Here is a 24,948-nt window from a genome sequence, read left to right on the forward strand (position 1 = left end):
CATCGGCTCACCCGCCGTGGTCGACCCGACCGTCGGCCCCGTCGTCGAGCGGACGTGGGGCGGGCGACGACTCGAGGTCGCCGAATCCGGTCGCCGCCAGCCGGCCGATCGCGTCGACGACCTCACCGGCCTGGGGTCCGGTGGCCGCCACCCGGAGGGTGTCGCCGCGGACGGCGTCGAGCAACAGCAGGTCGGTGAGGCTGGCGGCGTCGACCGGTTCGCCGTCGCGGGCCAGATCGGCGATGGTCACCTCGGCGTCGTACGCCTGGACGAGTGCCACCAGGCGGGCTGCCGGACGCAGGTGCCACCCGACCGGGCTGATCAGGGTGATGTTCAGGGCGGCCGGTGGTGCGGAGGCCGCGGTGTCGAGGGGCACGGCATCGAGGGCCGTGCCACCGTCGAGGGCTGTGTCGCCGAGGAGTTCCTGCTTGGCGCGGAGCCCGGCCCGCGCCTGCGCCGCCACGACGTCCAGCGAGGCGCCGCCGGCGGCCGTCACCACCGCAGCGATCAGCCCCTCGACCAGCGGCGCGGAACACAGCAGCACCCGCGCCGCGGCGTCCTCGTCGAGGAACTCCACCGCCAGCTGCGCGCTGAGCACCGACGACCCGATGTCCATCAGCACCAGCACCCCGTCGGGAGAATCGGCCGCCGCGATCGCCTCGGCGACGGCGAGCGCATCGGTGCCGTACGCCACCCCGTCGCCGGCTCCGGCGCCCTCGGTGGTGACCCCCGCAGCGACCGCGATCGCTGGCCTCCTCCCGGCCGTCACCGTCGTCGTGGCCAACGCCACCGCTGCCTCGGCCAGCGGCCGGCTGTGCGACACCACCACCATCCCGATCATCGTCGACCTTCCTCTCGGTGCCCCGGTCCGCGGGGCGGTTGCTCAGGCCACCGCGGCGCGCAGCAGCAGCGCGGCGCTGGTGGCACCCGGGTCCTGGTGGCCGGCACTGCGCTCGCCGAGATAGCTGGCCCGGCCCTTGTGGGCGACCAGCGGGATGGTGGCCGCGCAGCCGGCGTCCGCGGCGTCCGCCGCCCGGGCCAGCGCGCCGGCGAGATCGGCGCCGGCGGCGAGCGCCGTGTCGTACGCCTCGAGGGCCGGCAACAGCGCGTCGAGCATCGTCTTGTCCCCGGCCTCCGCTTTCCCGCGCTGGCGTACGCCCTCCACCCCGGCGTGCAGGGCACGGCCCAGCTGCGCGGCATCGGCCGCGGCCAGCCCGGCCAGGGGCTGGGCGAACCGCAGCCAGAACGTCCCGTACAGCGGCCCGCTGGCTCCGCCGACCGAGCTCACCAGGGCCATCCCGACCCTCTTGGCGAGCGCGTCGAGGGTGTCGAAGGTCTGGTCGGCGAGCAGCGCGCCGACCGATCGCATGCCGCGGGCCATGTTGGTGCCGTGGTCGGCATCGCCGATGGCGGCGTCGAGATCGGTGAGTTCCGTCTCGTGCTCGGCGATCAGGGTGGCGTACGCCCGCAGCCAGGCGGTCAGCCCGGCGACGTCCAGGGTCGTGGTGTCGGTGGCCATGCTCACCGCCCCCAGCGCAGCGCCGGGGTGTCCACCGGGGCGTCCCAGAGCCGGACCAGCTCGTCGTCGGCGCGCAGCAGGGTGACCGAGCAGCCGGCCATGTCGAGGGAGGTGATCTGGTTGCCGACCAGCGGCCGGACGACCCGTACGCCGTGCCCCTCGAGGATCCGCTGCACCTCGCCGTACATCAGGTAGAGCTCGATCAGCGGGGTGGCGCCCATGCCGTTGACCAGCGCCAGCACCTCGTCGCCGCGGGAGAACGGCAGGTCGGCGAGGATCGGGGTGAGCAGCTGGTCGGCGATCTCGGCGGCGGGGGTGAGCGGGACGGTGGCCCGGCCGGGCTCGCCGTGGATGCCGACGCCCAGCTCCATCTCGTCCTCGGCCAGGGTGAAGTTCGGCCGGCCGGCGCTCGGTGGGGTGCACGGGGTCAGCGCCATCCCCATGCTGCGGGCGTTCTCGTTCACCCGGCGGGCGATCGCGGCGACCTCGGCGAGTGGCCGGCCCTCCTCGGCGGCCGCGCCGGCGAGCTTCTCGGCGAACACGGTGGCACCGGTGCCGCGCCGCCCGGCGGTCCAGGTGGAGTCCTGCACCGCCACGTCGTCGTCGAGGACGACCGTGGCGATCTCGACCCCGCCCTCGTCGGCGGCCAGTTCCGCGGCCATCTCGAAGTTCATCACGTCGCCGGTGTAGTTCTTCACCAGGTGCAGCACCCCCGCCCCGGCGTCGACCTGCCGGGTCGCGGCGAGCACCTGGTCGGGGACGGGGGAGGTGAAGATCTGCCCGCAGCAGGCGGCCGACAGCATGCCGTGACCGACGTAGCCGGCGTGCAGCGGTTCGTGCCCCGACCCGCCGCCGGAGACCAGCCCGACGGTGCCCAGCAACGGCCTGTCGGCGCGGTAGACAGTGGCCAGCTCGTGGTCGACGCGGACCCGGCCGGCGTACGCTGCCGCAAATCCCCGCAGTGCTTCGGCGACGACGTCCTCCGGCGCGTTGATGAACTTCTTCATGGCACCCATCCAACGCCCCTCCGGCCCGGTTGTCAGGGGGTGGGTGGGCCGGAGGTCGGCGGTGCGCGGATCACCCGTCGCGGGGGATGTCCGGAGTGACCCGACCGACGGACACTGGATCCGTACGGGTGACGTGGATCGCAGCGAACGGGGAGGACGACATGACCGCAGCCGCCGTCACGGTGAAGAGGACCGGCTGGGACGTGATCCTGGGGATCGCCCTGGCCATCGCCGGTCTGGTCCTGCTCGGCGATGCCGCGCTCGCCACCGCGGTGTCGGTGTGGTTGATCGGCTGGTTCACCCTGGTGTCCGGGGTGATCTTGCTGGTCGGCGCCCTGTTCCGGCTCCGCTCGGGCGGTTCGTGGTCGCCGGTGCTCGGCGGTGCGGTGCTGACCGTCATCGGCCTGTTCATCATGCGCAACCCGGCCGCCGGAGCAGTCGCGTTCACCCTCATCGTCGGTGCGCTGCTGCTGAGCAGTGGGCTGACCCGGGTGATCCTCGGCTGGGTGCTGCCCGCCGGCCGTTGGCTGCTGATGATCAGCGGGCTGGTCTCGGTGCTCCTCGGCCTCTACGTCCTGTTCAACCTGGGCGCCGCCTCGACCCAGTTGATCGGCATCCTGCTCGGCGTCCAGGTCCTGCTCGAGGGGCTGTCGCTGGTCGTCGTGGGGCGGCTGCACCCGGCGGACTCCGAGGACTGAGGCCGTGATGACCGACGGGATCGTCGTCCCCGGAAGGACGCTGACATGAAGCTCCGTCTCCTGGCGGCGACCCTGCTCGCCGTCCTGCCGCTGCTCGGCTGTGCGCCGGCCGGCGACACCTCCGCCCTGATCGGTCCCACCTGGCGGCTGGAGAGCCTCCGCGGGACGTCCGTCGCGGCCGCTCCGGCGGTCACCGCCGTCTTTGCCGCGGACGGCACCGTCTCCGGGTCGGGTGGCTGCAACCGCTACCACGGCGGGGCGGTGGCGAGCGGGGACACCCTCAAGGTGAGCCTGCTCGCCTCCACGCTGATGGCCTGTGAGCCGCCGGCGGTGATGACCCAGGAAGCCGGCTACCTGCAGACCCTGGAGGCGGCGGCACACTGGGGCGTTGTCGATGACACGTTGACGATCAGCGACGCCTCGGGCGCCGAACTGCTCCGCTACGTCCGCACCGCCGCCTGATCCGGCCTCCCGGGGGGGGGTCACCCGGGCAGCAGGCCGAGCGTGCCGGCGACCCGGACGGCGTCGCGCCGGTTCCGTACGCCGAGCTTGCGGTAAACGACCTTGAGGTGCTGTTTCACCGTGTTCTCCGAGATGCTCAGCGCTGCGGCGATCTCGGCGTTCGACTGCATCGTCGGCAGGTGGGCCAGCACGGACAGCTCCCGCTCGGTCAGCCGTTCGTACGTCCGCGGCTGTTCCCCGGCTGCGTCCGCGGCGGCCAACACCCGTTCGACCAGCTCCCGGTGGCTGCCGACCACCGCCAGGTGACGGGACAGGGCGGCCCGCAGGCGCCGGTCCGGGCGGAGGAAGGGGAGCAGCAGGCCCTCCGGTGCGGCGAGGTCGAGGGCCCGGGTGAGGGCGTCGGCGGCCCGGAAGTCCTGCCGCTGTGCATCCAGGGCCAGTGCCTCGGCCAGCCAGGCCGCTGCGCCGTACGCGTCGGAGCGGTCCAGCAGCGGGGCGACCAGATCGTGCACCTGATCGGGTCGGCCGCCGGCCAGCGCCGCCTCCGCCCGGGCCATCCGGAGCAGGTCGGTCGGCGGTTCCTCGGTGAGCGTACGAGCAGCGGCCTCCGCGGTGACCGGGGACCCGACAGTGAGGTCGAGGACGACCCGGGTGGCGACCGCGGCATGGGCGACGGCGGTCATCCCCGGCTGGCGGACCACCGCGGCGTCGGCGCCGCGCAGCTGCCGCCGGGCCCCCGGCAGGTCACCCTGCTGCAGGGAAACCCAGGCGTCGACCAGGTGGAACGACGCGCCGATGAGCGGATGCAGCTGCGGTCCGGCGGCGGCCCGCCCCCGCCCGATGGCATCCCGGGCGGCGGCCGGGTCCGCCCGCGCGATCGCGGCCATCGCCAGGGCCAGCCAGGCCCCCTGGGTCTCGTGGCCGATCCGGTCGCCGGCCCCTTCTGCGGCGGCGATGCACATTTCCGCCGAGGCCCGCGCTCGGGTGAAGAGCCCGGCACCGGCCTCGGCGACGGCCAACTGGGCCGTGTAGTAGGTCTTCACGTAGCCGGCCATCTCGGCGTTCGGGTAGCCGACGATGCTGGCGGGGAGCAGTTCGAGGCTTCGGGTGGGGTGCCCGACCCAGACCTCGCCGACCGCCAGCAGGCTGCGCGGGATCCCGCGGTTGTGCGCCCAAATCGGCGTGTCGGCCGCGCTGAGGCCGGACAGCAGCCGGTCGGCGTCCTCGGCGCTCCGCACCATCAGCGCGGCGTCGCCCTCGCGGTACGCCTGGGACGCCAGCAGGACCCGGGCCGCCAGGGTGGCGATCGACCGGCGGGGCTCCGGCAGGGTGGCCAGCTCCGGCTCCGCCCGGGCTAGCAAGGTGCGGACGGCGAGGGCGTCCCGTCGGGTGAAGGCCACGATGGCGCGGCCGATCTCCAGCTCGGGGTTGCCGAAGGCCTGCTCCGGCGGGACCCGCTCCAACAGTCGGGCCAGCTGACCGCGGTCGACGAGCAGGATCGCCGGTGCCGACGACCGCAGGGCGAGCTCACCGGCGAAGATCCAGTCCTCGTCCTCGATCGCCTGGGTGAGGGCTGCCAGCGGTTCGCTGCCCTCCTCCTGCCGGACCATGGCGAGCCGACGCAGCCGGCGGTTCAGCGCCGGCCGGTCGGCCTGCAGCCGGGCGGCGAGCATCCGGGCCACCAGCGGCCGCTGCCGGAGGCGGCCGGCGGTCGCTGCGGGGACCAGCAGCTCGCGGTCCGCCAGATCGGTGAACGCTTCGCTGACGTCGCGGTCCACCAGCGTACGGGCGAGCGCGGGGTCTATCTCGGCAACGATCGAGGTGCGGGTCAGCAGTTCCCGGTCGGCTTCCGGGAGCGGTGCCAGCACCTCGTGGTGCAGGTATCCGGCGATGAGCGAGCCGGGGTCCGCGAGATGCGCCGCGACCAGGTCGGGGTCGACGGTCCGGTGGGAGCCGGCCTCCTGGGTGGCCAGCAGCAGCGGCCCGGGCCAGCCCTCGGTGAGATCGAGCAGCCGGGAGGCCGCGGCCTCGGTGTGCGGGATGTCCTCCTGCCCGAGGAACTGCTCCAGCTCGGCGGGGGTGAAGGCCAGTTCCGCCGAGCCGAGGATCCCGAGTCGGCCGGCGAGCCGGTGCTGGCGGAGGGCCGGGGGCGGGCCGTTCCGGCTGATCACCACCACGTGCACCCCGTCCGGAGGCCAGCGCAGCAGCTCGTCGAGCAGCGCGGGTGCGCGCTCGCCGGTGAGGATGTCGTCGAGCACCAACACCCCACCCCGGCCGAGGCCGGCCACCAGTCCGGTGCGCAGCTCGGGCGCCGGGCCTGGGTGGAGGCCGGCCGCCCGCCGGAGGGCGGCGGCGAAGTCGGCGGGGTCGGCATCGGTGGGACTCATCGACAGCCAGGCGACTCGGCCGGGTCGCGGACCGTCCCGGACCCACGACGCGACGGCGGTGGTCTTGCCGGCGCCGGCCGGACCGGTGACGAGGACGATGGGCTTCGCCGCGGCACGTTCCAGAGCTGCCACCACTCTGGGGCGGGGCAGGAAATGGACCGGCGGGGGTGGAATGCTGAGCCGCGGATCCGAGTGCGTCTCCGACGATGGTGCTGTCGCCAAGGAGCTCTCCTGCCGCTGGCTGACGTGCCGTCAGCCTAGACCGTGGAGAGGTCCGGGTCTCCGGTGATGTGCCGGACACGCTGACATCCCCCGCTGCGGGGATGTCCCGCGCCGCCCTGCATCAGCAGAGTCTGCTCACCGCCGAGGAGTTCACCGCGGCCAAGGCGGTGCTGCTCGGCCTGGGGTAGTCGCTCCGGCCCGAGACCGTCGGGCCCGGGGACCGTCCGGATCGGCTGAGACTGTCGGACCGGACTGGCACAGTGGAGGGGAGCCCTCGGCCGGAAGGACCCACCGTGACCTCCCCTGACACCACCCCGCCTGCCGGTGCGGGCGACAGCGCGTCCGACATCCGTCCGCTCGCGGCCCTCACCACCGCCGAGATCATCGCCGTGTACGACACCCTGCTGCGGCCCTCGTTCCGTCCCGAGGAGTTGGTCAGCATCGGTGATGTACTGCGGCTCTACGCGGGCGAGGGCCCGGCGCCCTCCGGGGTGCTGCTGAGGGGCGGACAGCCGCTCGGCATCCACCTGTGCGAGGCGTACGTCGACGGCCGGGTGCTGCTGTTGACGCACCTCGCCGTGTCGTCCGAGGCCCGCGGCGGCGGCATCGGGGCACAGTTGCTCGACCATGCTGCCCGCCAACTCGAGGACAGCTGGCCCGGGGCGGTCGTGCTCGGTGAGGTGGACGACCCTCGGGTGTGGCCCGGGACCCTCGCGACGGGCGATCCGGTCGCCCGGCTGCAGTTCTACGGGCGTCACGGTGCCCGGTTACTGCCGCTGTCCTTCGTCCAGCCGGAGCTGCAACCGGGGGCGGGACGCGTCGGCGGCATGTTCCTGATCCGTCTCGACCGGCAGGGCACGCCCACCCCGGGTCTGTTGCCCCGGTTCCTCGCCGAGTACTACACCGCGTGCGAGGGGGGCGAGGCGCTGGCGGATCCGGCCGTGCAGGCGGTGTTGGCGGCCGCGGCCGAGGTGGATCTCGACCGCGACCTGCTGCCGATGACGGAATGGGAACGGCTCCCGCCGGCTACCCCCGGGTGATCGATCCCATCGACGGTGACCTCAGGCCCGGGTGGGGGACTCGGTCGCCGGTTCGGTGGCCTCGGCCTGTTCGGCGGCGATCTGGGCCCGGATGTCGGCCATGTCGAGGGCCTCGACTGCGGCGATCAGCTCGTCGAACGCCTTGGCCGGCAGGGCGCCGGCCTGGCGGAACACCAGGATCCCGTCCCGGAACGCCATCAGTGTCGGGATCGAGGAGATCTGTGCGGCCATCGCCAGGCCCTGCTCGGCCTCGGTGTCCACCTTGCCGAAGCGCATCTCCGGGTGCACTCCGGACGCCTTCTCGAACACCGGCGCGAAGGCGCGGCACGGTCCACACCAGGCGGCCCAGAAGTCCACGAACGTGATGCCCTCCTCGAGCACCGTCTCCTCGAAGTTCTCCGCCGTCAGTTGCAGTGTCGCCATCGGGTCCATCCCCCTTCGTCGGTCAGTTCTCCGTCAGTCTAGCAGATACCCCTAGGGGTATTTATCTCTCAGAGGGTCGGTGCCGGCTCCCGTATGCTGGCCGGGATCTGAGAGCCGACGGGCGACGGAAAGGTACCGATCGATGCACAACCTGCGCGGATCCGTGAAGAACTACGTCTGGGGGACGACGGACCGCATCCCGGCACTGCTGGGGCAGAGACCGACCGGGGAACCGTACGCCGAGTACTGGCTGGGAGCTCATCCCGCCGGCCCGGCGACCGTCGACGGCGTGGGCCTGGACGCCGCGATCGCCGCCGATCCCGCGGTGCTGGGGGAGCGCTCGCGGCAGGTGTTCGGCGATCGGTTGCCGTTCCTGATGAAACTGCTGAGCGCCGCCCGGGCGCTGTCGCTGCAGGTGCACCCCACCGCCGCGCAGGCCCGCGAGGGGTTCGTCCGGGAGAACGGGGCGGGCGTCGCGCTCGGCGATCCGGCTCGGACGTACAGGGACGACTGGCCCAAGCCGGAGATCATGGTTGCGCTGGAGCCCTTCGAGGCCCTGTACGGGTTCCGCGACCCGCGGCGCAGCGCCGCGATCCTGCGGGCGCTCGGCGGAGAGGCCGCCGACGGTCTCGCGAGCCGACTGGACGCCGAGGATGTCGATCTGGTGGCGATCGTCCGGGATCTGCTGACCGACGGGGACCCGGTGCTTGTTGCTGCGCTGGCGGCGGATGCGGACCGGGCGGCGGATCGGACCCGGCTCGGTGATGAGCGGGAGGTGGCCGATGCCCGCGACACCGTGGCCCGGCTGGGCCGGGAGTACCCCGGCGACCCGGGGATCGTCGTCGCGCTGCTGATGAACCGGCGGCGGCTGGAGCCGCTGCAGGCCCTCTACGTGCCCGCCGGGGTGATGCACGCCTACCTGTCCGGCACCGGGGTCGAGGTGATGGCTTCGTCGGACAACGTCGTCCGCGGTGGGCTGACCCCCAAACACATCGATCTGCAGGGGCTGACCGAGGTGGTCGACCCGCGGCCGTCGGTCCCGACGTTGGTCCCGGTCGAGTCGGTCGGCGACGGGGTGAGCCGCTACCTGACCCCGGCGCCGCACTTCGCGCTGTGGCGGGTGGACCCGTCGGCGGCGGCCCGGACGCTGCCGGCCACCGACAGCCCGCGGATCTTCCTGACCGTACGCGGCGCCTGCCGGCTGACCCGCGATGGCGAGGAACACCGCCTCCGCAGTGGGGAGGCGGTGTTCCTCGCGGCGGGCGAAGCGGTGCAGGTCACCGGCGAGGGGCTCGGCTTCCTCACCTCGATCGGCGGGTAGTTGCCGCGCCGGCCGCCAGGCCTGGGCCGTGTCGGTCGTTCAGACCGCCGCGCCCGCCCGGTCCAGGTGGCCGGCGAGGGTGAACATCGGGTGCTGCCACGGCGAGGCGCCCTCGGTGGCCAGGTCGGCCAGCACCGCGCCGTACGCCGGCGCGAACTTGAACCCGTTGCCGGACATGCCGGCCGCGACGACGATCCGGCCGGTGCCGACCCGGTCGATCACCGGAACGTGGTCCGGGGTCACCGAGTCGTGGTGGATCGACCAGCGGACCGGGTCCGGGACCAGATCGGGCATCATCCGCTGGGCCTGCTCCCCGGCCCAGGCCAGCTGCTCCGGGGTGATCCGGGCCGGCAGCTGTGACGGGTGGTCGATCGGGTCCCAGTCGATCTTCGGGCACATCTTGATGCTGTAGCCGTCCAGGCTCGGCGCGCCGAAGGCGTGCACCCCGTCCAGGTCCCGCATGAACACCGGCAGCCGGTCCGGGGTGAACCGGTCGATGTGGCGCGGCATGAACCAGGTCAGGGCGTACGCCTCGACGTGCAGCAGGGAGTGCAGCTCCGGCAGCACCCGGGTGGTCCACGACCCGGCGGTGACCACCACCCGGGCCGCCCGGACGGTTCCGGCGCTGGTGGTGACGGTCACCCCGTCGGCGTCCTCGGCCAGGCTGAGCACCTCGGTGTGGTAGCGCACCTCGGCGCCCGCGGCGACGGCCTGCTCGGTGGCGGTCATCACCGCCACCTCCGGGCGGAGCCCGCCGCCCAGTTCGTCGAGGATGCCGATGTCCTCGGCGCGGACGGCGAACTGTGGGAACTCCGCCCGCAACCCGTCGGCGTCGAGGAGGCGGTGCGGCAGGTCGTACGCCCGGATCGAGCGGAGGGTGGACTCCAGGTCCTGGTGGCCCGCCGGCCCCACGCTCAGCGCCCCGACCGGCAGCAGGATGCTCCGGCCCGACTCGGCCTCGAGCTCCTGCCACAGCCGGCGGGCCTCCAGCAGGGCGGGGATGTAGAGCTGGCCCTCCTTGGCCGCCGCCCGGTAGAGCCGGGACTCCCCGCTGAACGATCCGTGGGTGTGGGCGGGACCGTACTGCTCGATCCCCAGCACCCTCAGCCCGGGGCGCCGGCTGAGGCGCCACAGCGCCATCGACCCCATCGTCCCCACTCCGATGACGGCCACGTCGACGTCCGTCACCGTGCTGTCGCTGCTCATCGTGTCCTCCGTCCGTGCGTTGCGTGTGATGTGTGTGATCCGGATGTTCCGTACGTACGGCCGGCGTCCGTCATGCCAGCTCCGGGGTGTCCCACAGGTTCAGCGGGGTGCCGATGCCCAGCTCCAGCGCCCGGCGGTAGACCGTGGTGCCCCAGGCGACGTCCTCGACCGGCATGCCGCCGACCGACATCAGCACGATCTCGTCGTCGTCGCGGCGGCCGGGCAGCTCGCCGATGACGATCCGGCCGATGTCCTCCATCTGGTCGCGGGTCATCCGGCCGTCCTCGATCATGTCGGTGAACTTGCAGCCGATGATCGGGATGGAGTGGTGGGTGGGACCGACCGTCTCCTCGGCCCAGGCCTCGTACAGGCCGGACGCGTCGACGACCTTGCGGACGTCGGCGGCCTCCATGCCCTCGTCGATCTCGCACAGCGACGGCATCACCAGGAAGGCGCCCGGCTTGACCCACTCCCGCTTGACCAGTGGGTAGCTACTGGGGTCACCCTCCTCCCCGGAGGTGCAGTAGGTGACGATGTCGGAGCCGCGCACCACGTCCGCCAGCTCGTCGACCACGGTGACGGTGGTGATCTGGGGCAGCTCGGTGCCGATCCAGTCGATGAAGGCGGCCAGGCTCGCCGCACCGCGGCCCTTGACCTTGACGGTGTGGATGCCGGGGCAGGCGACGAGGAAGGCCTGCAGCGCGGTCCGGGCCATCACGCCCGGGCCGGCGATGCCGACGACCTCCGCATCGGGCCGGGCCAGGTGCCGGGCGCCGACCCCGGGCACCGCGCCGGTGCGGTAGGCGGACAGCAGGTTGGCCGACATGAAGGCCAGTGGGGCGCCGGTGTCGGTGTCGTTCAGGGTGAACATCAGGATCGACCGGGGCAGACCCTTGGCCCGGTTGTCCTTGTTGGAGCCGTACCACTTCACGCCGGTGGTGCCGAAGGAGCCGCCCAGGTAGGCGGGCATCGCCATGAACCGGCGGTCGGCGGTGTTGGCCGGCATGGTCGGGAACGGCGACTCGTCGGGGAAGGTGACCATCGCGCCGTGTGAGTCGTTGTTGGCCCCGGCCATCCGGTAGTCGCCGGTGGCGAGCAGGGCGAACATCTCCTCCATGGTGTCGACGCAGGCGGCCATGTCGGTGACCCCGGCGGCGATCATGTCCTGTTCGGAGAGGTAACGGAAGTCGATCGCGGTCGACGGCGCGGCGGTGCCGGCGGGGGCGGTCGCGGGGGCCGGAACGGTGCCGGTCGGGGTGGAGTCCGGGGCGGTGGTGCGGATCACGGTCGTGGTCATGGCTGCTCCTGTGCGGTCAGGCGTGCGGGTCAGGCGGAGATGTGGTCGGTGAGGTCGGCGTACAGCTCGGGCTTCCGGGCCCGCAGATGCAGGGCCTGCGCATAGCCGCCGGCCAGGGCCAGCGGGACGGTGGCGATCAGCCCGACCGTGAGCGCGCCGCCCCCGCCGACCAGGACCGGGAAGTACGCGACGATCAGAGCGGTCATCACGACCAGGCCGATCAGCCCGACGGCGGGCAGGATCCGGGTCTCCCAGACCGAGCCGACGACGTCGCGGTGCCGGGCGAAGAAGACCATCACGGCCAGCGAGGTCAGTGCCATCAGCACGACCACGCCGAGGGTGGCGACCCCGGACAGCCAGGTGAAGACGGCGAGCACCGGGTCGAGTCCGGCGACCGCGAGGACGACGACGAGGACGGCGGTGGTGACGGTCTGGGCCAGCGAGGAGGGGGACGGCGAGCCGTGCACCGGGTGCACGCCCTTGAGGACCGCCGGGAGGGTGCCGGCGTGCGCCATCGAGTGCTGGTACCGGGCGATGACGTTGTGGAAGGACAGTACGCAGGCGAACAGCGAGGTGAGCAGCAGGACGTTGACGATGGCGCCGCCGATCGGGCCGAGGTAGGCGGCGGTCACGTTGATCACCATCGCGCCGGGGTCCTGGGCGGCGATCTCGAGCACCTTGCTCGGGCCCTCGGCCATCACCAGCACCCAGGCGCCGAAGGTGTAGAAGACGCCGATCAGGATGACCGCGGCGTACGTCGCCCGGGGGATGGTCCGTTCCGGCTGCCGCGCCTCGTCGCGGTAGATGGCGGTGGACTCGAAGCCGATGAAGCCGGCGGCGGCGAACATCAGCCCCACGCCCGGGGCGCCGGAGACGACATTGGCGGGGGCGAACGGGGCCAGGGACAGTCCCTCGGCACCGCCGGTCGCGATCACCGCGACGCCCAGCGCGAGCACGATCAGGATCTCCCCGATCAGCAGCAGGCCGAGCACCTTGGAGCTCAGCTCAATGTGGCGGTAGCCGAGGTAGCCGACCAGGCCGATCACGGCCAGGGTGTAGAGCCACCAGGGCAGCTCCGGGCCGCCCAGGGCGGTGATCGTCATGTTGAGACTGAAGCCCAGGTACGCGTACACGGCGACCTGGACGGCCGTGTAGGTGAGCAGCGCGAGGTAGGCCGCGCCCAGGCCCCAGCGGCGGTCGAGCCCGTAGCCGACGTAGGTGAAGAAGGCGCCGGGCTTGGGTACCAGCCGGCTCATCGTGCTGAGGCCGACGGAGAAGGGCAGCAGGACCAGGGCCACGGCGGCGAACATCGCCGGGTAGCCGGGGCCGTTGCCGAGCAGGATGCCGAGCGGTGCGCCGCCGGCGATGACGGTGAGCGGTGCGGCGGCGGCGACGACCATGAACACGATCGGGCCGGGCCCGAGGGAACCTGTCAGGCGATGTTCGGCGGTGGTGGTCGCCGTGTCCGGTGCGAGTGATGTCATGCCGACGATGCTCGGCGGGGTGTGTTTCAGCCGGCCCCCGTGCGGTGAATCCAGCACGTCGTCCAAATGAGACCGGCCCGGCCGCGCGGATCGGGTGAGCGGATTCATCCGGGTGTAACACCGGGAACACCACGTCGCACCGGGGACACACGTGGTTCGTAACACCGGGGACACACGTGCTTCGTACGCTCGGCGGGCATGAGGACCCTGCACGACGAGATCGCGTCCCCGACGCCGGCGCCACAGTTCGGCACGTCGTCGCCGCTGGCCGGGCTGCGCCGCCGCTCGCTGCGGCCGGTCGACGCCCTGGCCGGGTCGATCGCGGCCGCGGCACCGACCGCCGCGGGACTCACCCTGCCGGCACTGCTGCTGCAGCACACCGGCGGCCGGGCCTGGATCGCCGTGTTGCTCGCCGCTGGACTGGCGTTGTCGATGGCGCTGCTGGTCGGGGTGTTCGCCCGACGGCTGACCGGGTCGGGCGCGCTCTACACGTTCGTCGCGCAGGCGGTCGACACCACCCGTGCCTCCGGGCGGGTGATGGCGCTGGCCACCGCCGCCTTCCTGACCGTGGCGTACGGGCTGGTCGCGGTGACTGCGCTGGCCGGCACCGGCCTCTATCTCGCCCGGCTGGTCGGGTCGTTCGGCCTGTCGGTGCCCCTGTCGGTGCCGGTCGGGGTCGCTGTCGCGGTGGGGCTGGCCTGCCTGGCGTTGCTGGTGCGCCGGATCTCGTTGTCCTCCCGGGTGATGCTGACGCTGGAGGCGGGCGCCCTGGGGGTGCTGTTGATCCCAGTGCTCGGCGTCCTGCTGGGCGACTGGGGCCATGCCGCGACCGGCGCGGTGGGCCTCGGCGACCCGACGGTGTCCGGCGTGCCGGGGCCCGGTGCCGCAGGCACCGGCACCGTCCCGCATCCCGGTGGGCTCGCCGCGGGCGTGATGATCACCGTGGCGGCGTTCATCGGCTTCGACCACGCCACGTTCGTGGGGGCGGAGACCCGCCGCCCGCTGCGCACCATCCCGCGGGTGCTGTCGACCAGCGTCGTGGTCGTCACCGTGGTCCAGCTGCTGACCGTGCTCGCGGCGATCCGGGCCGGGTCCGCGGCGGTGTTCCAGGCGACCGGGATGTGGTGGACGCCGGTGCTGTCCCTGGCCGGGGTGCTGGGGTTCGCCGCCTGCGCGCTGGCCTCGATGACGGCGCTGTCGCGGCTGTTCCTGGTGCTGGCCAAGGACGGCATTCTGCCGGCCGGTGTCGGCCGGACCACCGATCAGGGCAGTCCGGTCACCGCCGTGCTGGTGACGGCGGTGCCGATCATCGTCGTCGCCGCGGGTGCCGTCGCGGTGGCCGGCCCGTGGGCGGTGGTGTCCACCGCAACGTCGGCGGCGGCCTCGGCGTACGTGCTGGCCTATCTGCTCACCGCGGTCGCGGTGCCGCTGTTCCTGCGCCGGATCGGCGAGCTCACCCTCACCCCGGTGGTCGGGGCGGTCGGGGCGGCGATCGGGCTGGCGGCGGTGTGGCTGGGATTCGTCGCCGGGCCGGTGCAGCCGGCGGACCGGTGGGGTGCCTGGATCGGCGTCCTGGTGCCGGTCACGCTGGTGCTGGCCGGCTGGGAGGTGGTCCGCCGCCGGCCGCCGGGCCGGTGGGGCCGCTACGACGTGCCGACCACCCGGGACGTGCTCGGCGGCGACGGTCCGGACGCATGAGTCGGGACCCCGACGACGGGGTGGACCTGCGGGCCCGCCAGCCGCAGGCCGTCCGCAACGCGTTCGCGGTCCTGGAGGAAGTCGCCCGGTGCGGGGCGGGGGTCACCGGGACCCAGGTGGCGCGCAACCTCCGGATGCCGAAGGCGACCGCCTACCGGCTGCTCAACATGCTGGTGGAGGACGAGTACCTGGTCCGGGTGCCGGATCTCAGCGGGTTCGCGCTGGGCCGGAAGGTGGCCTGGTTGATCGCCCTGGCCGAGGACGGGCCCGCAACATCCGTTGAGCACGCGTCGTCGGCATATGGGTCCAGTCCGGCGTCGCCTGGATCCACGCCGGATCGGTGACCATCCGGGCGACGACGAGGCCGGCCGCCAGGGAGACCAGGATGCCGAGGCTGACCGACCCGTTGGCGAGCGCCGCCAGCGGGTCCTGGTTGATCATCGCCACCAGCGCCCGGTAGGTGCTCGCCCCCGGGATCATGATCAGCACCGCCGGCACCGACAGGATGATCCGTGGTGCCGGCAGGCGCTGGCTGGCCGCGGCGGCCAGCAGGCCGACCAGCAGCGTCGCTCCCGCTGCGCACAGCAGCGGATTCGCCCCGGCGTCGCCGGCGCCCAGCCGCAGCACGTTGGCGACGGTGCCGATCGCGGCGGTGGCCAACGCCGGCCGCAGCGGGGTGTTGAAGGTGATGGCGAAGCCGAACACCCCGACGAACCCGGCCACCAGCCGGAACGCCCACAGCGCAGCGGTCGGCAGTGGTGGCGGCGGGATCTCGCCGGGCGTGAGCCCGAACCCGAGGGCGACCAGCCACGCTCCCAGGGCAGCCGCCAGGGTGACCATCGTGGCGTAGAGCAGCCGTGACACCCCGGCGACGAAATCGAACCGGGCCAGGTCGAGCGCCGCGGTGAGCAGTGGGAAGCCCGGCACCAGGAACAGGATCGCCGAGGTGAACGCCGCCTCGTGCAACGGCTGGGCCGCCGTCGGCAGCGCCCAGCGCAGGGCGGCAGCACCGAGCAGGTAGACCGTGCAGGCGACGGTCGCGGCGAGGGCGACGACGGCCAACTGGTTGAGCCGGAACCGGCGCAGCCGGAGCTGCACCAGCTTGCCGATCGCCGCCGCGACCGCGACCGCGGCCGGATCGGTCGGTGTCGGTGTCGGTGCCGGCGGGGGCGTCGGTGGCGGATCCGCTCGATGCGGCACGGTGATTCCTCCCTCGTGACGGTGACTCGACCGCCGGCCGGATCAGAAGGCCCAGTCCTCATCCTCGGTGTCGACCGCCTTGCCCATCACGTACGACGACCCCGACCCGGAGAAGAAGTCGTGGTTCTCGTCGGCGTTCGGGGACAGCGCGGACAGGATCGCCGGGTTCACTGCGGTCGCCGCCTTCGGGAAGAGCGGCTCGTAGCCGAGGTTCAGCAGCGCCTTGTTGGCGTTGTAGCGCAGGTACATCTTCACGTCCTCGGTCAGCCCGACCGGGTCGTAGAGGTCCTCGGTGTAGGCCTCCTCGTTGTCGTAGAGCTCCTGGAGCAGCTCGAAGGCGTAGTCCTTGAGCTCGGCCTGCCGGGCCGGCGAGGCCTCGGCCAGCGCCTGCTGGAACTTATAGCCGATGTAGTAGCCGTGCACCGCCTCGTCGCGGATGATCAGCCGGATCAGGTCGGCGGTGTTGGTGAGCTTCGCGTGGCTGGACCAGTACATCGGGGTGTAGAAGCCGGAGTAGAAGAGGAACGACTCCAGCATCACCGACGCCACCTTGCGCTTCTCCGGGTCGTCGCCACGGTAGTAGGAGAGGATGATCCGGCTCTTGCGCTGGAGGTTCTCGTTCTCCTCGCTCCACCGGAACGCGTCGTCGATCTCCTCGGTGGAGTTGAGGGTGGAGAAGATCGAGCTGTAGCTCTTGGCGTGCACCGACTCCATGAACGCGATGTTGGTGTAGACCGCCTCCTCGTGCGGAGTCCGGGCGTCCCGGATCATCGCCACCGCACCCACCGTGCTCTGGATGGTGTCCAGCAGGGTCAGCCCGGCGAAGACCCGGGTGGTCAGCAGCTGTTCGTGCGGCCTCAGCGTACGCCAGGAGGGGATGTCGTTGCTCAGCGGCACCTTCTCCGGCAGCCAGAAGTTGCCGGTGAGCCGGTCCCACACCTCCTGGTCCTTCTCGTCGACGATCCGGTTCCAGTTGATCGCCGGGATCCCGGCGGGCAGGGTCGACAGGTCGTTCATGGTCGTGTCCTCCTTCACAGCATGCAGCTGACGCAGCCCTCGACCTCGGTCCCCTCGAGGGCCAACTGTCGGAGCCGGATGTAGTACAGGGTCTTGATCCCCTTGCGCCAGGCGTAGATCTGCGCCCGGTTGATGTCGCGGGTGCTGACGGTGTCGGGGAAGAACAGGGTCAGCGACAGGCCCTGGTCGACATGACGGGTCGCCTCGGCGTAGGTGTCGATGATCGCCTCCGGACCGATCTCGTACGCGTCGCGGTAGTACTCGAGGTTCTCGTTGGTCATGTACGGCGCCGGGTAGTAGACCCGGCCGATCTTGCCCTCCTTGCGGATCTCGATCCGGGACACGATCGGGTGCAGGGAACTGGTCGAGTTGTTGATGTAGCTGATCGATCCGGTCGGCGGCACCGCCTGGAGGTTCTGGTTGTACAGGCCGTGCTCGGCGACCTCGGCGGCCAGCACCCGCCAGTCCTCGGTGGTGGGCAGCTGCACCCCGGCGTCGGCGAACAGCCGGGCGATCCGCTCGGTGCGGGGACGCCAGTCGCCCTCGAGGTACTTCGTGAAGTACTCCCCGGTGGCGTACGCCGACCGCTCGAACCCGGCGAACCGCTCGCCGCGCTCCGTCGCGATCCGGCAGGAGGCGGCCAGCGCGTGGTAGGTGACCGTGTAGAAGTACAGGTTGGTGAAGTCGAGCGCCTCGGCCGAGCCGTAGTGGATCGACTCGCGGGCGAGGTAGCCGTGTAGGTTCATCTGTCCCAGGCCGATCGCGTGGCTCAGCGCGTTGCCGTGCTCGACGCTGGGCGCGCAGGCGATGTTCGACCCGTCGGACACCGCCGTGAGGGCACGGACGGCGATCTCGACGGTCCGGCCGAGATCGGGGGAGTCCATCGCCTTGGCGATGTTGAGCGAGCCGAGGTTGCAGGAGATGTCCTTGCCGACGTGGTCGTACGACAGGTCCTCGTGGTAGGTCGAGGGGGTCGACACCTGGAGGATCTCCGAGCAGAGGTTCGACATGGTGATCCGCCCGTCGATCGGGTTGGCCCGGTTGACGGTGTCCTCGAAGACGATGTACGGGTAACCGGACTCGAACTGGATCTCCGCGAGGGTCTGGAAGAACCTGCGGGCGCTGATCTTCTTCTTGGTGATCCGGCGGTCGTCGACCATCTCCCGGTACTTCTCGGTGACCGAGATCTCGCTGAACGGCACCCCGTAGACCCGCTCCACGTCGTACGGGCTGAACAGGTACATGTCCTCGTTGTCGCGGGCCAGTTCGAAGGTGATGTCGGGGATCACCACGCCGAGGGAGAGGGTCTTGATCCGCACCTTCTCGTCGGCGTTCTCCCGCTTGGTGTCGAGGAAGGCGAGGATGTCGGGGTGGTGGGCGTGCAGGTACGCCGCCCCGGCCCCCTGCCGGGCGCCCAGCTGGTTGGCGTAGGTGAACGAGTCCTCCAACAGCTTCATCACCGGGATCACCCCGGAGGACTGGTTCGCGATCCGCTTGATCGGCGCGCCGGCCTCCCGGATGTTCGTCAGGGACAACGCGACCCCGCCGCCGCGCTTGGACAGCTGCAGCGAGGAGTTGATCGCCCGCGCGATGGACTCCATGTTGTCCTCCACCCGCAGCAGGAAGCAGGAGACCAGCTCACCGCGCTGGGCCTTGCCGGCGTTGAGGAAGGTCGGGGTGGCCGGCTGGAACCGGCCGGCCATGATCTCGTCGACGATCTGCTCGGCGAGGGCGAGGTCCCCGGCGGCCAGGGTCAGTGCGACCATGCAGACCCGGTCCTCGAACCGCTCCAGGTAGCGCTGCCCGTCGAAGGTCTTCAGGGTGTAGGACGTGTAGTACTTGAACGCGCCGAGGAAGGTGGGGAAGCGGAACTTCACCGCGTACGCCCGTTTGAACAGGGACTTCACGTCCTCGAAGTCGTAGCGCTCCAGCACCTCCGGCTCGTAGTAGCCCGTCTCGACCAGGTGGTCGAGCTTCTCCCGCAGCGAGTGGAAGAAGACGGTGTTGCGATTGACGTGCTGGAGGAAGTATTCCCGCGCCGCCTGCCGGTCCGCCTCGAAGCGGATCCGGCCGTTCTCGTCGTAGAGGTTGAGCAGCGCGTTGAGGGCGTGGTAGTCGGCCCGGGGGTCGGAGATCGTCTCCGGCCCGGTGTCGGTCAGCTGAGTCGGTGCCATCGGGACAGCCCTTCAGGCCGCGTGCAGACGCGCCGCGGCGGCGCTGATCCGGTCCGGCCGGAAGCCGGACCACTGCTCGTCACCGGCGACCACCACCGGCGCCTGCCGGTGGCCGAGGGCGAGCACCTCGGTGAGGGCCTCGGCGTCGGTCGACAGGTCGACCACCTCGTAGTCGAGCCCGTGCTTGTCCAGCGCGCGGTACGTCGCCGCGCACTGGACGCAGGAGGGGCGGCTGTAGACCGTGATCTTCATTGTGCGAGTCCTTCCCCCGAGTGTGGATCACCACGGTGTGATTTCACCGGTGTGATGACTGGAAGGCTATCTGTTGTGGTCGGGAAGGGCAAGCACCCCAAGATGTTGTGTCGCTGTAGGTGTGGTGCTATCCGCGCGTGGCGACCGGGTCGTTCCGCCAGGGCGGACGGCTGGGCCGGTCGGACTTGCGCGATCGCGGCTGCGGGTGCTTCTGTGGAGGTCGTCGCAGTGTTCGGGAATCCGGTGAGAATCCGGGGCTGTCCTCGCAACTGTCACTGGAGAGTCGCTCCCTCATGCCACTGGGCCCTCGGGTCCGGGAAGGCGGGAGCGGCGTCGGATCCAGGAGCCAGGAGACCGGCTGCGGCGGTCGACGACGAGTCTCCACGACGGATGGAGAGTGAGGAATCATCATGACTGCTGCCTGCCCTGACGACCGTGCCGATGCCCGGGAGGGCCGGGCATGACCACCGCGGCGAACCTCGGCTTCCCCCGGATCGGCCGTGACCGGGAGCTCAAGTGGGCCCTCGAGAAGCACTGGCGCGGCGAGCTCGCCGCCGCCGGGCTCGCGGAGGTGGCCGCCGGACTGCGCGCCGGGAACTGGCGCCTCCAGCAGTCCCTCGGCATCGAGGTGATCCCCTCGGGGGATTTCTCGCTGTACGACCCGATGCTGGACACCGCGGTCGCCGTGGGGGCGGTGCCCGAACGCTTCGGGGAACCGTTCGACCTGTCCGGCTGGGACGAGGAGGCGCTCGGGCGCTACTTCACCATGGCCCGCGGCGCGCAGGGGATCCCGGCGCTCGAACTGACCAAGTGGTTCGACACGAACTACCACTACCTGGTGCCGGAGCTGGCACCGGACCAGCGCTTCGGGTACCGCTCCCGGACCACGGCAGCGATGGCCCGGGAGGCCGCCGCGCTGGGCATCACCACCCGCCCGGTGGTGATCGGCCCGGTCACCTTCCTGCGGCTGTCCAAGCGCACCGACGGCGGCCCGACCGCGGAGCTGCTCGACGTGCTGCTGCCGGCGTACGAGGCGTGGATCGCCGATCTGGTGGCCGGCGGGGCGACCGCCGTCCAGCTCGACGAGCCGGTGCTGGTCACCGACCTGTCGGCGGCGGAGACGGCCAGCCTGGCCCGGGCCTACCAGCGGCTCCGGGCGGCCGGCCCGGCCCGACTCACCCTCGCCACGTACTTCGGCGGGCTGGGTGCGAACCTGGAGCTGGCCGTCGGCCTGCCGGTCGACGTGCTGCACGTCGACCTGGTCCGTGACCCCGGTCAGCTGGCTGCCCTGGTCGAGGCCGCGCCCGCGTCGCTCGCCCTCTCCCTCGGTGTGGTCGACGGCCGCAACGTGTGGCGGGCCGACCTGGCGGCGCTGTCCGCCCGGTTGGCGCCGGCGGTGGCGCGGCTCGGCGCGGAGCGGGTGCAGCTCGCGCCGTCCTGCTCACTGGCCCACGTCCCGGTGGACCGGACCCGGGAGGGGGACCTCGACCCCGAGCTCGCCTCGTGGATGTCCTTCGCCGTGCAGCGCCTCGAGGAGGTCTCGCTGCTCGCCCGCGCCCTCGACGGCGACCCGGCGGCGGTGGCCGGGCTGCAGGACAGTGCCGCGGTGCTGGCGGCGCGGCGTACTTCGGTGCGGGTCCGCCGGCCCGAGGTGCAGCAGCGGCTGGCCGCGGTGACCGCCGACCAGGCCCGGCGCGGTGCGGCCTTCCCCGAGCGGGCGGCCGCCCAGCACGCCCGGCTCGGCCTGCCGCCGCTGCCGACCACCACGATCGGATCGTTCCCGCAGACCCCGCAGCTGCGGAGGTTGCGGGCGGCGCACCGCCGCGGCGAGATCGACCGGGTGACGTACGAGGCGGGCCTGCGCGAGGCCACCGCCGACTGCGTACGCCGCCAGGAGGAGTGGGGGCTCGATGTGCTGGTGCACGGCGAGTTCGAGCGTACCGACATGGTGGAGTACTTCGGCGAGCAGCTCGACGGCTTCGCCACCACCGCCCATGGCTGGGTGCAGAGCTACGGTTCACGCTGCGTGAAGCCGCCGGTGCTCTACGGGGACGTGGCGCGCCGCGGCCCGATGACGGTCGACTGGGCCTCGTACGCGGCCGGGCTCACCGACCGGCCGTTGAAGGGGATGCTGACCGGGCCGGTGACGATCCTGCAGTGGTCCTTCGTCCGCGACGACCAGCCGGAGGCGGTGACCGCCCGCCAGGTCGCCCTGGCGCTGCGTGACGAGACGGTGGACCTCGAGGCGGCCGGGCTGCCGATCATCCAGGTCGACGAACCGGCCCTGCGGGAGGGGCTGCCGCTGCGGGAGGCCGACCGGGCCGGCTACCTCGGCTGGGCGACCGAGGCCTTCCGGCTGGTCGCCGGCGGCGTCCGGGCGGACACGCAGATCCACACCCACATGTGCTACGCCGAGTTCGGCGACATCATGGGCGCGATCATCGACATGGACGCCGACGTCATCTCGATGGAGGCGTCCCGTTCCGGGATGGCGGTCGTCGAGGAACTGGCCCGCGCGGGCTACCCGAACGAGGTCGGCCCCGGTCTGTGGGACATCCACTCCCCGCGGGTGCCCTCGGCGGGTGAGCTGGATGGGCTGTTGGCCCGGGCGATCGACGCGCTCGGCGCCGAACGGCTGTGGGTGAACCCGGACTGCGGGCTGAAGACGCGCGGTTGGCCCGAGGTGGAGGCGGCGCTCACCGCGCTGGTCGGGGCGGCCCGCCGGGCCCGGCGGCTCCTCACCCCCGCAGGATGCCCTTCTCCAGGGCGAGGGTGACCGCCCGGGTGCGGTCGTTGACGCCGAGCTTCTCGAAGATCCGCAGCAGGTGGGTCTTCACCGTTGCCTCGGAGATGTGCAGCGCGGTGGCGATCTGCCCGTTCGTACGACCCTCGGCGACCAGTTCCAGCACGTCGATCTCGCGGGGGGTCAGGTGCGCGCTGGCCGGTTCGCGGGTGCGGGTGACCAGCGCGGTGGCGACGCTGGGGGAGAGCGCCACCTGGCCGTGGACGGCCGCCCGGACCCCGGCGAGGAGCTCGTCCATCGGCGCGGCCTTGAGCAGGTAACCGGTCGCCCCGGCCTCGATCGCGGAGAGGATGTCGGCATCGGACTCGTAGGTGGTGAGCACCACCACCGGGAGTCCGGGGTGGGCGGTGAGCAGCCGGCGGGTCGCCTCCACCCCGTCCATCACCGGCATCCGCAGGTCCATCAGCACCACGTCGGCCGCCAGCGTCGCCAGCAGCGCGACCGCCTCGGCCCCGTCGGCGGCCTGGCCGACGACGGTGATGTCCGGGGCGGTCCGCAGTGCCGAGCTGACCCCCTCGCGGACGACGGGGTGGTCGTCGACCACCACCACTCGGATCGGCGTGCTCATGCTCTCGCTCCTTCCGCGGCCGGGACGGCCCCGGCGGTCGATCTGCCGGTGCCCTCCGCCGGCGCGGCGTGGCGGGGTAGTCGTACGGTCAGCCGGGTGCCCTCCGCCGGGGCGGAGTCGACGCCGAGTGAGCCGCCGGCCAGCGCCAGCCGGGTGGTCATCCCGGGCAGGCCGTAGCCGCGGGCGCCGGTCCGGTCGGCGGTGGGGTCGAAGCCGACGCCGTCGTCGGTGACCATCAGGGTGGACTCGGCCGGGCCGACGGTGAGCGCGAGGTCGACCCGGGAGGCCCGGGCGTGCTTGCGGACGTTCGCCAGCGCTTCCTGGGCGCAGCGCAGCAGGACGACTTCCTCGTCCCGGGTCAGCGTCTCGGCCGGGCCGACGAAGCGGGTGCCGACCGGGGTGTCGGTCTCGGCGGTGAACCGGGCGCAGAGCCGGTCGATCCGCGGCACGATGCCCTCCCCGCCGACCCCGGGGCCGCGCCCCCCGGCGACCAGTGTCCGGGTCTCGGTGAGCGCCTGCCGGGCGGTCCCCTCGGCCAGGGCGATGGTGCGGGCCGCCGCCCGGGGGTCGGTCGCGGATTCGGTGCCGGCCCGCTCGGTGAGCATCACCACCACGGTGAGGGTCTGAGTGAGGGTGTCGTGCAGCTCCCGGGAGAACCGTTCGCGTTCCGCGGCGATGCCGGCCTCCCGATGGGCTGCGGCGAGCTCCAGTTGGGCGGCGTCGAGCTGGGCCTGCAGTCGTCCCTCCTTCTCGGCCGCCCGGACGATGCTGGTGATCCAGGCGCCCATGCTGAAGCTGAAGGCCAGCGAGATGCCGGCGCTGCCGATAGCCGCGAGCCAACCGTCACTGCCGGTGCCGAGGTTGACCAGGAAACCGGCGGCGACGGCCACGGCGATCCCGACGTTGGCGGCCACCACCTGCTCCAGGCGCCGGGACCAGCTCCACGCGTACGGGTAGGCGAAGGCCTGCAGCAGCGCGGTGGTCGGGTGGACGGCGCAGAGCACCAGCAGGGTGGCCAGCAGCGCGGCGAGGTAGAGGACGGCGAGCGGGCCGGCGCCGTGATCGGCCTCGTCCGTGCGCCCGTCCGTACGCGCGGCCCCGCCGACGCCGGCGGCGCGATGCGGGCGGCGCACCGGGCGCAGGGTGTGCCGGCCGAGCACGACCCACACCAGCAGGTGGGCGGCCAGGGTGATGACCCCGACCGTCCGGGCCTGCGGGGTGACGCCGTCGGTGAGCAGGAGGAAGGCCGCGAGGACGGCCGACACCCCGGCCAGCAACGCCGTCCACCACCCTCCCGGAAGCCGCGCGCTCATGCCTCAATCCTTCCGGATCCAGCGGAAGACGGCCAGTGCGGCGACGAAGCCCAGCAGCAGCCACAGTGCGAGGGCCAGCGCGACGGAGGCCAGCGCCCAGCTGCCGCCCACCTCGGCGGCGGCGAAGGAGTCGGGCAGGAAGACCTGTCGCATCCCCTGGGCCATCCACTTGAGCGGGAACACGGCGGCGGTCTGCTGCAGCCAGCCGGGCAGCTGGGAGTACGGCAGGTACACCCCGGAGATGAACTGCAGGACGAGGACGACCGGGGTGATCACCGCGCCGGCGCTCTTGCCGCTGCGGGGCAGTTGGGCGACCGCGATGCCCAGCAGTGCGCAGGTCACCAGGCCGAGCCCGAGCACCCAGGCGAAGGTGCCCCAGCGGGCCGGGTCGGTGGGCAGGCCCACGTCGAAGACAACCCGGGCGACGACCAGCAGCAGCGCCGCCTGCGCCACCCCGGTGACGAACACCTGGCCGAGCTTGCCGATGAAGTAGGAGGCCGGTGCCAGCGGCGTGCCGGCGAGCCGCTTGAGGGTGCCGTCGTGGCGCTCGTTGGCGATGTCGATGCCGAGGTTCTGCACTCCGCTGAGCAGGATCCCCGCGGCGAGCATCCCGGGCAGGTAGTAGCCGGCGGCGGTGACGCCGGGACCGAAGTCCATCGAGCTGAAGGCGGTGGCGAAGATGGTCAGCATCAGCACCGGGAAGAGGAAGGTGAAGAAGACCTGGTCGCCGCGGCGGAAGTAACCGCGAGTCTCGAAGGCGATCCGGCCGGTGCCGACGGTGAGGGTGTGCATGGGGCGCTCCTGGGTGGGGACGTACGGGCGGTGGGTGACGTACGGGCTGAACGGCGGGCCTGGCC

Annotated in this window: 21 protein-coding genes, 1 pseudogene and 1 riboswitch; of the genes and pseudogenes, 7 read left to right on the forward strand and 15 right to left on the reverse strand. The window is 72.2% G+C overall.

Annotated elements, in window-relative coordinates:
• Positions 1–7: 7 nt before the first annotated feature.
• The 3 genes from R0145_RS00940 to dhaK are packed head-to-tail and all read right to left on the reverse strand — an operon-like array spanning position 8 to position 2,526.
• A complete protein-coding gene (locus R0145_RS00940) occupies positions 8–841 on the reverse strand; it encodes an HPr family phosphocarrier protein (RefSeq protein ID WP_317838561.1) in 834 nt (277 codons plus the stop codon).
• 42 nt (positions 842–883) lie between these two features.
• Entirely contained in the window at positions 884–1,519 is a 636-nt protein-coding gene (gene dhaL, locus R0145_RS00945) for a dihydroxyacetone kinase subunit DhaL (RefSeq protein ID WP_317838562.1), read from the reverse strand.
• A 2-nt stretch (positions 1,520–1,521) separates the two neighbouring features.
• A complete protein-coding gene (gene dhaK / locus R0145_RS00950) occupies positions 1,522–2,526 on the reverse strand; it encodes a dihydroxyacetone kinase subunit DhaK (RefSeq protein WP_317838563.1) in 1,005 nt (334 codons plus the stop codon).
• Positions 2,527–2,687: 161 nt separating this feature from the next.
• Between dhaK and R0145_RS00955 the strand changes: the two genes are divergently transcribed.
• Both R0145_RS00955 and R0145_RS00960 read left to right on the forward strand, forming a co-directional pair.
• A complete protein-coding gene (locus R0145_RS00955) occupies positions 2,688–3,224 on the forward strand; it encodes an HdeD family acid-resistance protein (protein WP_317838564.1) in 537 nt (178 codons plus the stop codon).
• 45 nt (positions 3,225–3,269) lie between these two features.
• A complete protein-coding gene (locus R0145_RS00960) occupies positions 3,270–3,686 on the forward strand; it encodes an META domain-containing protein (protein ID WP_317838565.1) in 417 nt (138 codons plus the stop codon).
• A gap of 20 nt (positions 3,687–3,706) precedes the next feature.
• On the opposite strand, the gene R0145_RS00965 is transcribed toward R0145_RS00960, so the two are convergent.
• Entirely contained in the window at positions 3,707–6,205 is a 2,499-nt protein-coding gene (locus tag R0145_RS00965) for a LuxR C-terminal-related transcriptional regulator (RefSeq protein WP_317838566.1), read from the reverse strand.
• A 383-nt stretch (positions 6,206–6,588) separates the two neighbouring features.
• On the opposite strand from R0145_RS00965, the gene R0145_RS00970 reads away from it, so the two are divergent.
• Positions 6,589–7,335: a GNAT family N-acetyltransferase gene (locus R0145_RS00970; RefSeq protein ID WP_317838567.1), complete on the forward strand. Its 747-nt coding sequence runs from the start codon at positions 6,589–6,591 to the stop codon at positions 7,333–7,335.
• Between the two features lie 21 nt (positions 7,336–7,356).
• Here R0145_RS00970 and trxA read toward each other — a convergent pair whose 3' ends face one another.
• On the reverse strand, positions 7,357–7,758 hold the full coding sequence (trxA, locus tag R0145_RS00975; RefSeq protein ID WP_317838568.1) for a thioredoxin: 402 nt from the start codon (positions 7,756–7,758) through the stop codon (positions 7,357–7,359).
• 142 nt (positions 7,759–7,900) lie between these two features.
• On the opposite strand from trxA, the gene manA reads away from it, so the two are divergent.
• Positions 7,901–9,079: a mannose-6-phosphate isomerase, class I gene (gene manA, locus R0145_RS00980; protein WP_317838569.1), complete on the forward strand. Its 1,179-nt coding sequence runs from the start codon at positions 7,901–7,903 to the stop codon at positions 9,077–9,079.
• Positions 9,080–9,118: 39 nt separating this feature from the next.
• On the opposite strand, the gene solA is transcribed toward manA, so the two are convergent.
• The 3 genes from solA to R0145_RS00995 all read right to left on the reverse strand — a co-directional run bounded on the left by solA (position 9,119) and on the right by R0145_RS00995 (position 13,066).
• Positions 9,119–10,285 (reverse strand): N-methyl-L-tryptophan oxidase, encoded by a 1,167-nt coding sequence (gene solA / locus R0145_RS00985; protein ID WP_317838570.1) that lies wholly within the window; start codon positions 10,283–10,285, stop codon positions 9,119–9,121.
• 70 nt (positions 10,286–10,355) lie between these two features.
• The gene (locus R0145_RS00990) at positions 10,356–11,582 is read right to left on the reverse strand and encodes a tyramine oxidase subunit B (protein ID WP_317838571.1); all 1,227 of its coding nucleotides are present in this window, start codon (positions 11,580–11,582) and stop codon (positions 10,356–10,358) included.
• Positions 11,583–11,611: 29 nt separating this feature from the next.
• On the reverse strand, positions 11,612–13,066 hold the full coding sequence (locus R0145_RS00995) for an APC family permease (RefSeq protein ID WP_317838572.1): 1,455 nt from the start codon (positions 13,064–13,066) through the stop codon (positions 11,612–11,614).
• A 198-nt stretch (positions 13,067–13,264) separates the two neighbouring features.
• On the opposite strand from R0145_RS00995, the gene R0145_RS01000 reads away from it, so the two are divergent.
• Both R0145_RS01000 and R0145_RS18345 read left to right on the forward strand, forming a co-directional pair.
• Positions 13,265–14,764 carry an APC family permease gene (locus R0145_RS01000; RefSeq protein WP_317838573.1) on the forward strand — a complete coding sequence of 500 codons (1,500 nt, stop codon included), beginning with the start codon at positions 13,265–13,267 and terminating at the stop codon, positions 14,762–14,764.
• Positions 14,761–14,952 (forward strand): annotated as a pseudogene (locus R0145_RS18345) (helix-turn-helix domain-containing protein); the annotation flags it as partial. The gene R0145_RS01000 and the pseudogene R0145_RS18345, both read left to right, overlap by 4 nt.
• 19 nt (positions 14,953–14,971) lie before the next feature.
• On the opposite strand, the gene R0145_RS01005 reads toward R0145_RS18345, so the two are convergent.
• The 4 genes from R0145_RS01005 to nrdH are packed head-to-tail and all read right to left on the reverse strand — an operon-like array spanning position 14,972 to position 19,407.
• On the reverse strand, positions 14,972–15,964 hold the full coding sequence (locus tag R0145_RS01005) for a threonine/serine exporter family protein (RefSeq protein WP_317838574.1): 993 nt from the start codon (positions 15,962–15,964) through the stop codon (positions 14,972–14,974).
• Between the two features lie 42 nt (positions 15,965–16,006).
• Positions 16,007–16,981, reverse strand: a complete 975-nt coding sequence (nrdF, locus tag R0145_RS01010; RefSeq protein WP_317838575.1) for a class 1b ribonucleoside-diphosphate reductase subunit beta — start codon at positions 16,979–16,981, stop codon at positions 16,007–16,009.
• A gap of 14 nt (positions 16,982–16,995) precedes the next feature.
• Positions 16,996–19,155, reverse strand: a complete 2,160-nt coding sequence (gene nrdE / locus R0145_RS01015; protein ID WP_317838576.1) for a class 1b ribonucleoside-diphosphate reductase subunit alpha — start codon at positions 19,153–19,155, stop codon at positions 16,996–16,998.
• Positions 19,156–19,167: 12 nt separating this feature from the next.
• A complete protein-coding gene (nrdH, locus tag R0145_RS01020) occupies positions 19,168–19,407 on the reverse strand; it encodes a glutaredoxin-like protein NrdH (protein ID WP_317838577.1) in 240 nt (79 codons plus the stop codon).
• Between the two features lie 209 nt (positions 19,408–19,616).
• A riboswitch (cobalamin riboswitch) is annotated at positions 19,617–19,785 on the forward strand.
• An 82-nt stretch (positions 19,786–19,867) separates the two neighbouring features.
• Between nrdH and metE the strand changes: the two genes are divergently transcribed.
• Positions 19,868–22,183, forward strand: coding sequence for a 5-methyltetrahydropteroyltriglutamate--homocysteine S-methyltransferase (metE, locus tag R0145_RS01025; protein WP_317838578.1), 2,316 nt, complete (start codon positions 19,868–19,870; stop codon positions 22,181–22,183).
• On the opposite strand, the gene R0145_RS01030 is transcribed toward metE, so the two are convergent.
• Genes R0145_RS01030 through R0145_RS01040 form a run of 3 tightly spaced genes read right to left on the reverse strand, consistent with a single transcriptional unit; the run spans position 22,146 to position 24,883 of the window.
• Positions 22,146–22,778, reverse strand: coding sequence for a response regulator transcription factor (locus R0145_RS01030; protein WP_317838579.1), 633 nt, complete (start codon positions 22,776–22,778; stop codon positions 22,146–22,148). The two genes, metE and R0145_RS01030, sit on opposite strands and share 38 nt — an antisense overlap.
• Positions 22,775–24,091 carry a sensor histidine kinase gene (locus R0145_RS01035; protein ID WP_317838580.1) on the reverse strand — a complete coding sequence of 439 codons (1,317 nt, stop codon included), beginning with the start codon at positions 24,089–24,091 and terminating at the stop codon, positions 22,775–22,777. The genes R0145_RS01030 and R0145_RS01035 overlap by 4 nt, the downstream gene beginning before the upstream one ends.
• Positions 24,092–24,094: 3 nt before the next feature.
• Positions 24,095–24,883 carry an ABC transporter permease gene (locus R0145_RS01040; RefSeq protein WP_317838581.1) on the reverse strand — a complete coding sequence of 263 codons (789 nt, stop codon included), beginning with the start codon at positions 24,881–24,883 and terminating at the stop codon, positions 24,095–24,097.
• Between the last annotated feature and the right edge of the window lie 65 nt (positions 24,884–24,948).

This window comes from Raineyella sp. W15-4, assembly GCF_033170155.1.
Classification (GTDB): Bacteria; Actinomycetota; Actinomycetes; order Propionibacteriales; family Propionibacteriaceae; genus Raineyella.